This is a genomic window from Mycobacterium sp. (assembly GCF_965229105.1).
Taxonomy (GTDB): Bacteria; Actinomycetota; Actinomycetes; order Mycobacteriales; family Mycobacteriaceae; genus Mycobacterium.
In genome coordinates this window covers 5,934,381-5,948,277 of sequence record NZ_OZ245858.1, presented here as the reverse complement: position 1 = coordinate 5,948,277, position 13,897 = coordinate 5,934,381, and the positions used below count along the sequence as shown (strand labels likewise).

Here is a 13,897-nt window from a genome sequence, read left to right as displayed (position 1 = left end):
GCAATTGTAGCCGCGCTGCGATCGATTACTGCTCGGTGTAAGCGTAGAGCTGACATAGGTGCTAGCGATGCTGTTGTATCCCAGTGCTTTCCAACTCACATAGTACGCGACCATCACATTGGCGCCCGAGACCGTTAAACGGGGCACGCGGGTAGGGGGCTAATCGCTATGGCTTGCACTGCCAATAACAGGTGCCGAGTGCTTGGATGTCGATCGGCACACGTGGTGTGTTCGATAGCCACAGACCGTTAGGTAACCGTGTGTAGCCGCCGTGCTTTTGAAGGTATGACCGCACCGGGCCCCACTCGTCGGCAACCACGTCGGGAGCAAGTTCGTTGATCCCGTAGTCGTAGTCCCATTTGTTGTGGCCGGGGCGGAAGCGGTCCGAAGTCTGAGGTAATGAGGCGATGGTTTTATCGCTCTTTCCGAGCAGATCGATTGTTCGCAGCTGGGAGTAGAAGGGGATCTGACCAGCCGTGTGAGTCGCAATCGTTGCCTCCGGCGGCAGCGTCGCACGAAGGTGTAAGCCGAGCGCTGTCCGCTGCTCGTCGTAATCCAGTAACGGGATCTCCCCCGACCATAGCGAGCGGAGATTCTCGTAATTCGGTTGTAGGACGGCGGCGACCGCGAGAATGCCCAACACCGGCCCCACCGCAGCAGTGCGCACCAGGGGGCGCACTGCTGCACCCGCGGCAGCGGCACCTGCGGCCGCGAGCACACATAACCCCGGGATGCCGACGAGAATGAAGCGGTTGGGCGCATGAACCTGCGGTTCTGCGTAGTCCCCACCAACCCACAATGAATAGCTAATCGAAACGGCAGCAAGGGCGACGAGTACCAGCGCATCGCCGTTGAGCATCGTCATCGGGGAGCACAACGCGAGCAGGACGATGCCGAGCAGTAACAGCACGAGCAGCTGCGGCTTCGCGTTCTCGAGGAACACCTGCCAGCCGACCGCCGCGCGTTCCGCTATCGAGGCTCCTTCCATCTTCAACCGGTAGGTGTTCGGCAGCGCGTCGCCGAAGTAGCTGGCTTGAAATGCTATAAGCGCGACTGTCGTTCCGACTGCGACGGCCGCCACGACCAGTGACTCACGTACGGAACGGTGATTGACAAATTCGCAGATGAGCAGCCAGACCGCGATGACGAGCACTGGGGCAAGCGAGTCCATTCGAACGACGATGGCTGCTGCGCCCAGCGCGGCTCCGAACCAGAGACAGCGTGTGATCCGCGTGTGTCGCCACCGGATCAGCTGAAGCGTCATCGCGAGGATGGCGGCGATAACCAGCGACACTTCCATTCCCCGCGCAGTCCAGAAGACGAGGCCGAAGTCAAGCGCGACCATGGCGCCGGCGGCGAGCGGGGCGGTGATTGATCGCGGGCAAATCTGTCGGGTCAGCGCGGCAGTCAGCAACGTGCTGGCGACGAATCCTGCGATGGTGATGCAAATGGGTAAATACCGGCTGAACAGCGTGTTCCCGAACAGGAAGCCGGGTGCCATCAACAGCGTGTAGCCGAGGTTGCTGAACCCCTCAATCGGCGGGTCACCAAGATTCCACACCAGTCCATCGCCGCTGGCGAGGTAGCGCGCATACCGCATGCTGATCATCGCATCGTCGACCAGCGTGAACTGTGAATCACCATTGACGGTGAAGCGACACCGGGCTACGACAACGCCACACACTGCTATCGCGAGCGCCGCGAGCACCAGACTGCTCACGCGACTTACTAGCTGATGATGCGCCGCATCAATTGCTCGCGGATTGTTGTGCTGATCAGGTTGGCCCAGAGTCAGCCAGCGGTGTACGAGACTGCCCGTCACTGCGCAACTCGCGTACACACTGGGCGCTGAACATCGCTCCCGGTCCCATCGTCGGTAGCGCGACGAACCGACGTCGGGGGGAAGTGGCCCATCATCGACCGACAATCGTCCATTGTGCCGGAGTCTGAGAGACCTTCTCGCTTAACCCTCGTTGCTGCACAGGTGATTTAGCGTGTGTAATGGAGCAGCTCCCAGCGGCCGCGCGACCGCGCGAAGAAGTAGGCGTCCACAGCGGGTGCATTACCGACCACTCCGATCTGGGACGTCTGTCGCCGCGACTGCGGCCTTCACGTAATCGGTGAGTGTTGCCTCGGCGTCGCCCGTCGAATACCCCGTGGCCTCAAGCTTTGTCAGGTCGAGGACACTGTTACGCGGGCGCGACGCGACCGGACCTGTTGCCGCGGCAAAGTATTCGGCGGTGTTCACGCCGGTCACCCGATCCGGGTCGTGTCCGGCGTGGGTGAACACATGCCGTGCGATGTCCGCCCAGGAGGCAACCGTCCCGGAGCCGGTCACGTTGTAGATGCCGTACGGCGCACGCGTCTCGATCAGATGCCGGACGGCGCGGGATAGCTCCGAGGTGAATGTCAACCGTCCGTGTTGGTCGTTGACCACGGACGGATTGATACCGCGCTCAGCTAGCGACAGCATGGTGCGCACGAAGTTTCGGCCTTCGCCGATTACCCACGATGTACGCACGATGTAATGGCGTGGAACGGTGGCGACGATCTGATCGCCGGCGGCCTTCGTCTGACCGTAGACACCGAGCGGCACTACGGGATCATCTTCGCGGTAGGGCACCGATGCGGCGCCGTCGAACACGTAATCGCTGGAGATATGCACGAGTGTGATGTCGTACTCGGCGGCAATGCGCGCCAATGCGGCAACACCAGTGACGTTTGTGGCCCACGCCGCACGTCGGCCCTCTATGGTCTCGGCAGCATCGACCGCGGTGTACGCGGCTGCGTTAACGATCGTGTCGTAATCGCGCCAGCGGCGTGCGCCATCAAGATCGAGCCCGGTGATGTCGAGGTCGGCGCGCCCGGTGAACTCAACATTAGGCACGTCCGCAAACGTCTCACATAACGCAAGGCCCAGCTGCCCGTTGGCTCCTAGGACCAAAACCTTCTGGGGCGGAACGGGTTTGACATCTGCCAGCCGCGGGTGGCCGCGGTCCTTCACTGACAGTTCAGCGCGGTCCAGGCGGATCGGCCAATTGATAGCGGCTGTTTCGTCGGCCAGGTTCACCGATGTGTAGATAGCATCGGGGGAGTAGTGGTCATTGACCAGGTATACGTAAGCGGTGTTCGGCTCGAGAGTTTGAAACGCATTGCCGACCCCACGTGGCACGAACACCGCTCGCGACGGGTCGAGCTCGGCTGTGAATGTATTGCCGAACGAGGGCCCTGCGCGCAGGTCGACCCAAGCGCCGAAAATACGGCCAGTGGCGACTGAGATGAACTTGTCCCAGGGCTCGGCGTGGATACCGCGCGTCGTCCCCGCGGCGTCGTTGAATGACACGTTGTTCTGCACGGGTCCGAAGTCGGGCAATCCGGCAGCCACCATCTTCTCGCGCTGCCAGTTCTCCTTGAACCAGCCGCGGCTATCGCCGTGGACTGGCAGATCCAACAACAGCAACCCGGGGATCGGAGTCGCGTTCGTACGCAAGGTCTTTCCGTACTCGATCACGACCGTCCTCATATCCTTTGGTTATTGGCCGAGCCTGGCGTAGAAGGCTTCAGTGGCATCTTTTGCAGGGGCCCACCAATTCTCGTGCTCGCGGTACCAGTCGATCGTCGCGGAGAGGCCGCGCTCGAAGTCCTGGTAGCGCGGCCGCCAGCCCAGCTCGTCCTTGAGTTTGGTGGGATCGATTGCATATCGCAGGTCGTGGCCGGCCCGATCAGTGACGTGGTCGTAGGCGTCCGCGTCCTGACCCATGAGAGTCAAAATCAGCTCGACAACGGTCTTGTTGTCCTTTTCACCGTCGGCGCCGATGAGATACGTTTCTCCTATCTTGCCGTTGTCCAAGATCGTCAAAACGGCCGACGAGTGATCATCGGCGTGGATCCAGTCGCGGACGTTCAGGCCCTCGCCGTAGAGCTTGGGGCGCACACCTCGCAAGATGTTGGTGATCTGGCGCGGGATGAACTTCTCGACGTGTTGGTAAGGGCCGTAATTGTTCGAGCAATTCGAGATTGTCGCGGCTACGCCGAACGACCGAACCCACGCACGTACCAAGAGATCGCTGCCCGCCTTCGTTGAGGAATAGGGCGACGATGGGTTGTACGGGGTGCCCTCGCTGAACTTGCCTGGCTCGTCCAGCGCCAGATCGCCGTACACCTCGTCGGTGGAGATGTGGTGTAGCCGGGTGCCGTGCTTACGTGCCGCCTCCAACAACGTGAACGTGCCCACCAAATTGGTGTGGACGAACGGGTATGGGTCATCAAGTGAGTTGTCGTTGTGCGATTCGGCGGCAAAGTGCACGATCGCGTCAGCGGAACCCACCAGCCGATCAATGAGCTTGGCATCGGTGATATCGCCGTGGACGAATCTGACGCGCTCTTCGGATAGACCCGACAGCGAAGCGCGATTGCCGGCGTACGTGAGTTTGTCGAGCACGGTTACGTGATGCTCGGTGTGCTCCGCGATGTGATGGACGAAATTAGAGCCGATGAATCCGGCACCGCCGGTTACGAGAAGATCTTTCATCGGCGTTCTCTCTCCAACAGTTGCAGCAGGTAGGCCCCGTAGCCGGACTTCACCATCGTTAAAGCCTGCTTGCGTAACTCTTCGTCGGTGAGAAAGCCCTGCTGCCAAGCGATTTCCTCGGGCACGCCTATCTTCAGGCCGGTTCTTCGTTCCATGGTGCGCACAAAGTCTGCCGCGTCGGTCATTTGGTCGAATGTTCCGGTGTCGAGCCATGCTGTTCCGCGTGGCAGCACTTCCACCTGGAGGCGGCCCTGCTCCAGGTACGTGCGGTTGATATCAGTAATCTCGTATTCGCCGCGTGTGCTCGGCTTTAAGCTGTCGGCCATCGCGACCACGTCATTGTCGTAGAAGTAGAGGCCTGGGACGGCATAATTGCTCTTCGGGTGCTCTGGCTTTTCCTCCAGGGTTATTGCCAATCCGCCACTGTCGAACTCGATCACGCCGTACGCAGAAGGCTCGGCTACCCAATAGGCGAAAATAGCGCCGCCGTCGACGTCCGCAAAGCGTGTGAGCTGCCCGCCCAAACCTGGCCCGTACAGCAGGTTGTCGCCCAGAACCAGCGCAACCTTGTCGGTCCCGATGAAATTAGCACCAATTGTGAATGCTTGTGCCAATCCATCGGGTGACTGTTGTTGGGCAAAGGTTATCGATATTCCGAATCGCGATCCATCACCAAGGAGGCGCTCAAAATGCTCTGCATCATGCGGAGTCGTTATCACGAGTATGTCGCGGATGCCAGCTAACATCAGCGTCGATAGCGGGTAATACACCATCGGCTTGTCGTAGACGGGGATCAGCTGTTTTGACACTCCGAGAGTAATCGGGTGTAACCGCGTGCCGGACCCCCCCGCCAAGATAATGCCCCTCACAGGGACATCGTGGCATACGCCGATGAATGTGGCTGACCGACAGGCAGCTTGGCGCGCCCATGCCTGTGCCCCATCGGATCTCGCTACGAACTAAGCGGGCCGTTGCCGGAGTGCGCGGTAGCTGCGGGTCGCGCACCTGAGACAGGCTCACGCCGAGATAGCGGACGTGCGAGAACGACGGCGCGTGAAGTAGGGTCAGCTCATTCTGAGCGGTGCCGGAAGGATAGTTGACCGGACTAGGAGACTCCCCTGCACATACTCTTCGTTTGTACGGGAAACATCTGTCGTTCACCTACCGCCGAGCGACTGACGACTGCGTACTGTGAACGGCACAACGTGCCGAACCTGACGGCATCGAGCGCTGGCACCCGCGCTGTGATCGCGCACCCGATTCACCGCCATGCTGCGCTCGTTCTGGAAAAGCTGGGCGGTGACACATCCGAATTCGCAGCGCGTCAGCTCACGCGGCGCATAGCCACCGATGCAGACTTGGTCCTCACCATGACGACGGCACATCGTGACTCGCTACTGGAACTCGCCCCGAACAAACTGCAGCGAACCTTCACGCTGACCGAAGCGTCCCGACTCGTCTCAGTGTGCAACGCACAGGACGTCGCTGATCTAGCAATGCGACGGCCCCAACTGGCCCCGCACGAGCGCGCGGATATTTCCGATCCAATAGGCCAAGGTATCGACGTATTCGCTGAGGTTGGTTCGCTGATTGCGGACCTCTTGGAGCCGGTGCTCGATCTTTGCCGACGATCGGCGACTGAGACGGTTGATTAGCCATATATCGACCGGTCGGTCGCACTGCTGGATGTTGCGGCCGAATCGCCCCTAGATCGCATATTTGGCAAACATTTCGGAATTGTCGAGTGCCGAACGAGAGCGTTCACAGCGACTTCCAAGAGGGTGCATCTGGTGGGCGCCGCTCTGCCGAGGTACGGAGCTGGGTCTACCGATCGAGATGCCGCGGCGGCGAGCGTCGTATGTTGCAGAAAGCAACAAACACCAGCGTACGTACTGGTGGGCGCGCTGTCGCTCGTACAGCGCGCCGCCCCTAGACGCTCGCGAGCGCGGCCTGTGGATGCCGCCCCGGCAAGGCATTAACCCTTGTGACCGTTCAGCCCTCTGGGTCCATCTCCGTATTGTCATTTTCGGGACCGGTGGGTAGTGCACCGCAAGGTGAAAGTGAAGCCCTTAAAATCTCCGAACCGTTGCCGGATTGTTACGTTTCGCTGTGAGGACCCGCTCACCTTGAGATGATTGCTGCTGACAGATAAGGTTCCACCGAGAATCAAACGTCTTGGGGGGCACATGACGGCAGTAAACGATCGGATGGTGGCCGCTCTACCTGGTGCAGAACCGACACTAAGCAAAATTCCGGCGTGGCAGCGGGGGTATTCGCGTCGACTTGTGGCAGTAGATCTGCTGGGTGTTGTCTTGGCGGTCGGCTTGGCCCAGTGGCTTCGCTTTGGTGCTTTGCCGGGTACCACACCGACATATCAGTACTGGAACTATACGGCGGTGTCGCTTGCCATCGGGGTCGGCTGGATGCTGGCGCTGTCGATCAACCGCTCTCGTTCGCCGCGTGTCATTGGAACCGGCGCGGAGGAATACCGGCGGGTATGGCTGGCTACGCTTTCGGTCTTTGGCGGCGTCGCCATCATGTCGATGGTATTCAAGCTAGACATAGCTCGCGGATATCTCATGATCGCGTTGCCCACTGGTCTCGTGGCCTTGATCCTCTTTCGCTGGATTGCGCGCCGCGTCATCGTCAATGCGCGCGCGAAGACAGGCGCATGCATCACCCGTGTTCTGGTTGTCGGTAACGCCTCAGCGGTACGGGACCTCACTGCTTCTCTCGCTCGAGAGCCACGATCGGAATACCTCGTGGTAGGCGCTTGCATTCCCGGCCCGGTCATTCGCACCGAGCTCGAGGTCCCCGGCGTCGGAACAATACCGACCTTTGGTGATGAGTCCAACGTCGTTGGCGCCGTGACGGCAACGCACAGCCACGCCGTGGCCGTTACAGCCACCGAGCGTCTCGACGGTCGTGGTATCCGGGATCTGTCGTGGGAGCTGGAGAAGCTCGACGTCGATCTCCTTGTCTCGCCGGGTGTGGTGGATGTCGCGGGACCTCGTCTCCAGATGCGCCCTGTCGCCGGTCTGCCCTTGATCCACGTCGAGAAACCGCAATACAACGGCGCCAAGCGTTTTCAGAAGCGGTTGTTCGACCTCATGTTCTCCAGTTTGGTGGTGCTGTGTGGTTTGCCCGTTCTCCTAGCCGTCGCGATCGCAGTCAAGCTCACCAGCAAGGGTCCCGTCTTCTACCGTTCCGAGCGTATCGGTCTGGACGGCCGGGCCTTCGAAATGATCAAGTTCCGCACCATGGTCGATGGTGCCGATGCTCTGCTGGGGGAACTCGCTGCTCTGAACGAAAGCGACGGCGGGGTGTTGTTCAAGATGCGCAGCGACCCGAGGGTGACACCGGTCGGCCGATTCCTGCGCAAGCACAGCATCGACGAGTTGCCGCAGTTCTTCAACGTCCTCAAGCGGGATATGAGCGTTGTCGGACCCCGCCCGCCACTGGCCAGCGAGGTCAAGTCTTATGACGACTATGCCAAGCGCCGCCTACTGGTGCGGCCCGGTATCACCGGTCTGTGGCAGGTCAGCGGACGTTCGGACCTGTCCTGGGAGGACTCGGTCCGGCTCGACATGTTCTACGTCGAGAACTGGTCGATGATTGCTGACCTGCTGATCGCCTTGAAAACTGTGAAAGCAGTGATCGGTCCCTCAGGCGCGTACTGAGCTGGTATCGCCGGGCGGTGGCAAAGCGCCCCTTGGCCGTGAGTTCCCATCCGCGACGCGCGATCGTACGACGGTAGACACACACACGGTGGACGATCCAACTCTTTCACCCAGCACAGTCAATGCGAAGGCCAGTGGCTGGCATCGTCGTAGTGCAACGAGAGCCAACTCACGCTACGACCAGCAGCGGCCCTGCTGTTGCCGTGTTTGCTGAAGTATCGAGCTCGGGGGCATGTCGACGGTTGTCACGTTGTCTCGTCCCCACGAGTTGCTGGCATGCGTAGCGGTGCACCGATCGGCAAATCGACGGACCGCTACACCGAAGTCGCCGGGGGCTTGGCGGCCCGACTTTCGATTCGACGAGTTGCCAGGGGCTCACAGCCGGAGCGGGCCGCGCGGTTTCGAGCTTCACGTCGGCCTGGCGGGAACCCTTGGCGCGCAACAGGCCTCGACGATCATGCGCCGATTGTGAGGACCAACATTTCTAAAGTTGCCAATTGGCAAGCGCCATAGTCCAGTTTGCAGGCGGCTTGCAGCAGCGCGGCGCCGACACACCTCCGGTGAGCATGGAACGGTGGCCGCAATCGCTCAACTGTGGGTACTATTTTCACGATTGCTCGTCAACGCAGGTGGGCACCGAACTTCGAAACCGGGGGGCCTGGATGAATTTTACAGTTCGCGTCGTTGCTGTCGCAGGCGCTGCATTAGCCCTACTTTGCTCGGCTAGCGGAATCGCAGCTGCAGACGACCCATTGAACGGAAAGACTTACGCCGAGGCGTCGTCGACGGTGAGCGGGTGGGGAGGTCACCCGATCATCAATACGGTCGTCGGCAGTCGGCTGGCATCCGATGACTGCATCGTCACCTCGTGGCAGAAATCGATCTTTACTGGTATCGGAGGTGAGAAGCGATATGGTGATTTTTTACTGAATCTCAACTGTAACGAGACGGTTGCTTCTGCTGGCACGCCTGGCAATTCGGCGGCCAGCCCTGAAGGCAAGTTAGCGAAGCACAATATTAAGGTCGCCACATGGTGTGCGCTACCGGAGCAGGTGGACAATGAGAATTGTGCAACGTTTTGTAAGTATCACGAATCCGTTTGCGATGTTGCTGCGCAGTGACAATCTCGTTGGTGGGCGATAGATTCTGCTCGAATTAGTCGTGTGGGACCACCTCGAATCGACACTGTTACAACAGTATTGGAGCCTGTACAAGGGGGCGGCTTCAGTGCGTTGCCTGGCAACCAGATCCAGTGTGTGACACAGTGTTGGCTGTGAAGCGCTGCCTTTGCCTCGCGGTGCTATTGATTCTGCTGGCATCGTGCAGCCGCGAACCCCCCGCGTACGAGTCTCACTACGTTCCACCCGAAACCTCCTCCGCTCCGGCTGTCGCGGTACCGCCTCAAGTGGAGGCTCCGCCGCAACCGTCGCAGGCGTCTTTCATTGACCTTTTCGACCGCCCTGACACCACCCTCGGTTTGGGGGACGGCTGGGATATGCAAGGTAGTGCAGTGTCGGGGAGCTCGACGGTGCGACCGGCGATTGACGGATTTATCAAGGGCGGTCACTTCACCTACTCGGGCGCGAGCCCAGTACTTGCCATCCGCCAATTCTCCGGGAATGTGCGAGGTATGGGCGCCGCAGGGCAATTCCGTAGGGTGAGACCCGGACTGGTCCAAACGGGGGTAGCCATGAACATCTTCACCGGGGATCCGCACGACACCAATACGGTCGTCTTCTTTGCGACCCGTACGGACTGGAGCATCAAAGTGCGCCAACTCGGGCGTCCCTTCAATACGCTGGCTCACGGCGCGTTTTCTCCAAATCTCGAATTCGACCGCGACTATCTGTTCGAGTTTTCGGTCACCGATGACGCTGTGACTGTCAGCGTCCCCGGCGCAGAGAATGTGACCAAGAAGGTGTCGACGGCCGAAATGCTGGGCAACCAGGCATCCTGGCAGGAATACCCCGTACGACCACCCGCCGCCCAAGTTTTCGACTTCGATAAGGTCTGGGCGATCGAAGAAGGGCAACCATTGTTCCCGGTCCCAGACGCTGGGTGATGTGCCGCTTCGTCCTGCGGCACATACAGACCGGAGATTTCGCCGAGGTTCGGTATATCGAACAACGGCATGATTGCTTCACGTTGTCGACAGTGCCTGAAAGGTAACCCCGTGTCGTCCGACTGTGTCGCACACGATGACTAAAACTCACCCGTCGAAGAGGGGTAGATTTCAACCGTCGTCAGCAGATGGGCGCAGCGGTTCCGTGGAGAAATCGTCCGGGCAAATATGGAAGCGTGCGACGCTACTCACGCTGCCGAAGCGCGCCGAAAAGGGTACGGACATCTAGGCTCCAGGAATGATCTTTGGCGGCCGCATCGCTGTGATGTTGACTTGCTTTGTCTCCCTTTCGGGTCTTACGTGCTGCTCGGTAATGGGCACCGGCGCCGCCGACATCGGTTGCAAGCAGGGCGAAGTCGTTGGTTGGGGCGATTCGCTGACGTACTCGGCGACGAGAAGCGCCTCCGGCAAGTACGTGGCCAGTGTTCCCACATGGCTTGAGGTGCTCGGCGAAGATCTTCATGTCAACACCAAGAATTTCGGCAACCCATCAGAAGGGTCTGCTGAGATAGCAGTTCGGCAAGGCGGACTCAAACCAGCAGTGACCCTGAGCGGCGACCACATCCAACCCGGGACTATCGCCCCGAGCGCCATCACTGCCGTCAACCCTATCGACGGATGGAGCTTGAACCCCCAGCCGCAAACATTGAAGATGCACGGCACGCTGGCTGGTGTGGCCGGCACCATGCAGCACACCCTCGGGCCCGGCCAGGGTGGCTTCTCGTTCGTACCCGACGCTCCACCTACTGAAGCTGTCCCCGTGCCACCCCAAACTGTCTTCGTCGGCGACCAGGGGAACGATTCCCGAGACTGCGTCCAAATCATCTGGGCCGGCACCAACAATGCTGCACAGCCAGCGGCGATCACCCGGGACATTGCGTCGATGGTGAATGAAATACCAGATCCCAAAAGGTATTTGGTGATCGGAACCATTCCAAGCATCAGGGATGAGCTGTCACCCACTTACGGATCGCGCTTTGTAGATTTGCGGCAGTGGCTCATCGCTGACGGCCTGTCCGCAGCCGGTGTAGCACCAACGCCTGAAGACGTCCAGGCGGTCGCGGACGGGAAAGTCCCACCATCCTTGACGGTGGACGGCACCCACTTCACCCCAGCGTCATACAGGGCGATCGGCCACCACCTCGCTACGGTTATGGCCGCCCAGATCTGATCCCTGCGACGGCTGTCGCACGGCAGGCCTCACCTCCGCTGACACCAAATCGAGAAAGCGCCTTCGCCTTAAGGTATGCGGGGACCCCGATTCTGGGCCATGATGTGACCGGAATTGGCAAGTTCAGTTTCCGGGGGGATTAGCTAGTGACCAGTGTGCTGGAGCGTTACCAGAGTTATTCGCGGCGCCGACGGCGGGCAGCTGCGAAATCACATCAGCGCTTGGACATCCAGGGTTTGCGGATGGTCGCAGTCCTGACAGTGTTCGCTAACCATCTGTGGGATTGGCCGCGGGGCGGTTTCGTCGGCGTCGACGTGTTCTTTGTGATTTCCGGGTTCCTCATCACCGGGAATTTGCTGCGTGCGGCCGAAACCAAAGGCAACGTGTCGTTTCGCTACTTCTATAAGAAGCGGGCCTTGAGGATCATCCCGGCCGCCACCGTCGTTCTGGTGCTCACCTACGTGGCATCCATGCTGGTGTTTCTGCCGTTCCGATCGCAGCAGGTCGGATTAGACGCCGTGACCGCGTTCTTCTTCTTCTCGAACTGGCGGTTCGCGATAGAAGGAACCGACTACTTCGCTGTGGCAGCCAACACTGTGTCCCCGCTACAGCACTACTGGTCGCTGTCTATCGAGGAACAGTTTTATTTCGTGTGGCCAGCGCTGATCTTCGTCATCGGCCTGGTTGTGGCCCGAAGGGCGTGGGACCACCGGCACCGCATGCAGTTGGCGGGAGCCGTGATGGCCACGATCATCGCGGCGTCGCTGGGGTGGGCTCTGTACGAGACGGCGATATCGCCGACGTGGGCGTACTTCAACACCTTCTCCCGGGTCTGGGAGCTTGGTGTCGGAGCGCTACTCGCCACCGCTGTCGGGGTGCTTGCCCGGATCCCCGAGGTGGTGAAACCACTTCTGTCTTGGGCAGGGCTGGCGCTGATCGCCGCGAGTCTGATTCTTATCGCCGACGACTCGTCAGGTTTCCCTGCCCCGTGGGCGCTGCTACCAGTGTCCGGTGCCGCCTTGGTGATCGCCGCCGGAGTGGGTGGGGAGCCGAACTATCAGGCCTTCCTGCGAAACCCGGTGAGCTGCTACATCGGCGACATCTCTTACTCGCTGTACCTGGTGCACTGGCCGATCATCATCTTCGCCGCCGAACTGATGGATGGCGGAGCCTTCTTCAACCTCGTCGTTATCACATCAGCATTCGGGCTGGCGATCCTGTCGTATCATTTCATCGAGACACCGCTACGCAGCGCCAGCTATGGGAGTTTCCACGAGGCCCTGCGCGGTATGCGCAGACGCCAATTTGACCCAAGTCCGAGCAATAGATACGCCGCCATCGGGGCCCTCGGACTTGTACTCGTCGCATTGGTCGCGTACTCGACGCGGCCTGACGCGTATAAGCAGCCGACCGCCCCGCCGGTGATCGATGCGAGCGAGGTCGACCCGTCCGGACCACAGCTTCAAGTAGGCCCGCTGGGCACCGCCCTGCAGGAAGAGATCGTCACCGCGCTGCAAGCCACCGGGTGGCCCAAGCTTGACCCGTCGATCGAGACCGTCGTTCAAGAAGGCCTCGTCGACACTCCGATCCTCCCCTGCGACAAGGGCAGCGTCACCATCGACCTCAACACGTGCACTTTCGGATCCTCATCCGCACCGAGAAAAATCCTTCTCGCAGGCGACTCAGTAGCCATCGGCTACGCAGGGCCATTACGAGAGATTGTCATGAACTCAGGCGGTCAAGTGCAGCTGATCGTGCTGCCTATGGCGTCGTGTGAGTTCACAACCGAACTAATCGAGAGCGCCACCCTCGCAGCGAATTGCTCAGGCCGTAAACAGTTCGTCGTCGACACCATCAACGCCGTGAAGCCAGAAGCTGTCATCATCGCGAACCTCGACTGGCTCCGAAAGGTGGTCGGGGCCCAACGGCCGATGACCCCCGGCGACTGGTCCGAGTCGCTAGAAAAACTGATTGAACAGTTCCGCCCGAGCACCAAACATGTCGTACTGATGTCCTCACCGCCGGGCGAAGTCGACATCAAGGAGTGCTTCGGTAAGCGATCCCACGGACCGGCCGATTGCGTTGGCAAGGTGACCAAGCAGTGGAACGACATCGCCACTGTCGAACGCGCGCTCGCCGAGAAAATCGGCGGCGCGTGGATCGACTCACGGACCTGGTTCTGCAGCACCGGACGGCTGTGCCCGGCCTTCGCCGGTGTGACCCCGACGAAGTACGACGAAGCGCACCTGGCTCCCGCATATGGGAGGAAGATCTACCCAGTCATCGCCGAATCCTTCCAAGCCGCCGGGGTTCCGCTGAGCTAGCCTCAGCGACCGCCAACGCAAAACGTATAGCTGGACTGAGGCCTATCGAGCACGGGAGAGTCGGTATAC

General features: G+C 60.3%; 10 protein-coding genes. 6 read left to right on the top strand and 4 right to left on the bottom strand.

Going from position 1 to position 13,897, the window contains the following annotated elements; genetic code table 11:
* Nucleotides 1–166: 166 nt before the first annotated feature.
* The 4 genes from ADBZ9O_RS27955 to rfbA all read right to left on the bottom strand — a co-directional run bounded on the left by ADBZ9O_RS27955 (nucleotide 167) and on the right by rfbA (nucleotide 5,400).
* Nucleotides 167–1,720 (bottom strand): DUF8728 domain-containing protein, encoded by a 1,554-nt coding sequence (locus ADBZ9O_RS27955; RefSeq protein ID WP_526526475.1) that lies wholly within the window; start codon nucleotides 1,718–1,720, stop codon nucleotides 167–169.
* A 342-nt stretch (nucleotides 1,721–2,062) separates the two neighbouring features.
* Nucleotides 2,063–3,523 carry a dTDP-4-dehydrorhamnose reductase gene (gene rfbD / locus ADBZ9O_RS27950; protein ID WP_526526473.1) on the bottom strand — a complete coding sequence of 487 codons (1,461 nt, stop codon included), beginning with the start codon at nucleotides 3,521–3,523 and terminating at the stop codon, nucleotides 2,063–2,065.
* A gap of 9 nt (nucleotides 3,524–3,532) precedes the next feature.
* Nucleotides 3,533–4,531 carry a dTDP-glucose 4,6-dehydratase gene (rfbB, locus tag ADBZ9O_RS27945; RefSeq protein ID WP_526526471.1) on the bottom strand — a complete coding sequence of 333 codons (999 nt, stop codon included), beginning with the start codon at nucleotides 4,529–4,531 and terminating at the stop codon, nucleotides 3,533–3,535.
* Nucleotides 4,528–5,400 (bottom strand): glucose-1-phosphate thymidylyltransferase RfbA, encoded by an 873-nt coding sequence (gene rfbA, locus ADBZ9O_RS27940; protein ID WP_526526470.1) that lies wholly within the window; start codon nucleotides 5,398–5,400, stop codon nucleotides 4,528–4,530. The genes rfbB and rfbA overlap by 4 nt, the downstream gene beginning before the upstream one ends.
* A gap of 249 nt (nucleotides 5,401–5,649) precedes the next feature.
* On the opposite strand from rfbA, the gene ADBZ9O_RS27935 reads away from it, so the two are divergent.
* The 6 genes from ADBZ9O_RS27935 to ADBZ9O_RS27910 all read left to right on the top strand — a co-directional run bounded on the left by ADBZ9O_RS27935 (nucleotide 5,650) and on the right by ADBZ9O_RS27910 (nucleotide 13,828).
* A complete protein-coding gene (locus ADBZ9O_RS27935; RefSeq protein ID WP_526533582.1) occupies nucleotides 5,650–6,186 on the top strand; it encodes an arsenate reductase/protein-tyrosine-phosphatase family protein in 537 nt (178 codons plus the stop codon).
* A 531-nt stretch (nucleotides 6,187–6,717) separates the two neighbouring features.
* Nucleotides 6,718–8,211, top strand: coding sequence for a sugar transferase (locus tag ADBZ9O_RS27930; RefSeq protein WP_526533580.1), 1,494 nt, complete (start codon nucleotides 6,718–6,720; stop codon nucleotides 8,209–8,211).
* A gap of 497 nt (nucleotides 8,212–8,708) precedes the next feature.
* Complete coding sequence (locus ADBZ9O_RS27925; RefSeq protein WP_526526469.1) at nucleotides 8,709–9,332, top strand: hypothetical protein; 624 nt, start codon at nucleotides 8,709–8,711, stop codon at nucleotides 9,330–9,332.
* A 569-nt stretch (nucleotides 9,333–9,901) separates the two neighbouring features.
* Nucleotides 9,902–10,273, top strand: a complete 372-nt coding sequence (locus tag ADBZ9O_RS27920; RefSeq protein ID WP_526526467.1) for a hypothetical protein — start codon at nucleotides 9,902–9,904, stop codon at nucleotides 10,271–10,273.
* Between the two features lie 298 nt (nucleotides 10,274–10,571).
* A complete protein-coding gene (locus ADBZ9O_RS27915; RefSeq protein ID WP_526526465.1) occupies nucleotides 10,572–11,504 on the top strand; it encodes an SGNH/GDSL hydrolase family protein in 933 nt (310 codons plus the stop codon).
* 242 nt (nucleotides 11,505–11,746) lie between these two features.
* Nucleotides 11,747–13,828, top strand: a complete 2,082-nt coding sequence (locus ADBZ9O_RS27910) for an acyltransferase family protein (RefSeq protein ID WP_526526463.1) — start codon at nucleotides 11,747–11,749, stop codon at nucleotides 13,826–13,828.
* Nucleotides 13,829–13,897: the final 69 nt, after the last annotated feature.

Excerpts from the sequence above, each read along its gene's own strand:
- rfbD (WP_526526473.1), bottom strand. The coding sequence starts at position 3,523 with ATGAGGACGGTCGTGATCGAGTACGGAAAGACCTTGCGTACGAACGCG.
- ADBZ9O_RS27910 (WP_526526463.1), top strand. The coding sequence starts at position 11,747 with ATGGTCGCAGTCCTGACAGTGTTCGCTAACCATCTGTGGGATTGGCCG.
- rfbB (WP_526526471.1), bottom strand. The coding sequence starts at position 4,531 with ATGAAAGATCTTCTCGTAACCGGCGGTGCCGGATTCATCGGCTCTAAT.
- ADBZ9O_RS27915 (WP_526526465.1), top strand. The coding sequence starts at position 10,572 with ATGATCTTTGGCGGCCGCATCGCTGTGATGTTGACTTGCTTTGTCTCC.
- ADBZ9O_RS27920 (WP_526526467.1), top strand. The coding sequence starts at position 9,902 with ATGAACATCTTCACCGGGGATCCGCACGACACCAATACGGTCGTCTTC.
- ADBZ9O_RS27930 (WP_526533580.1), top strand. The coding sequence starts at position 6,718 with ATGACGGCAGTAAACGATCGGATGGTGGCCGCTCTACCTGGTGCAGAA.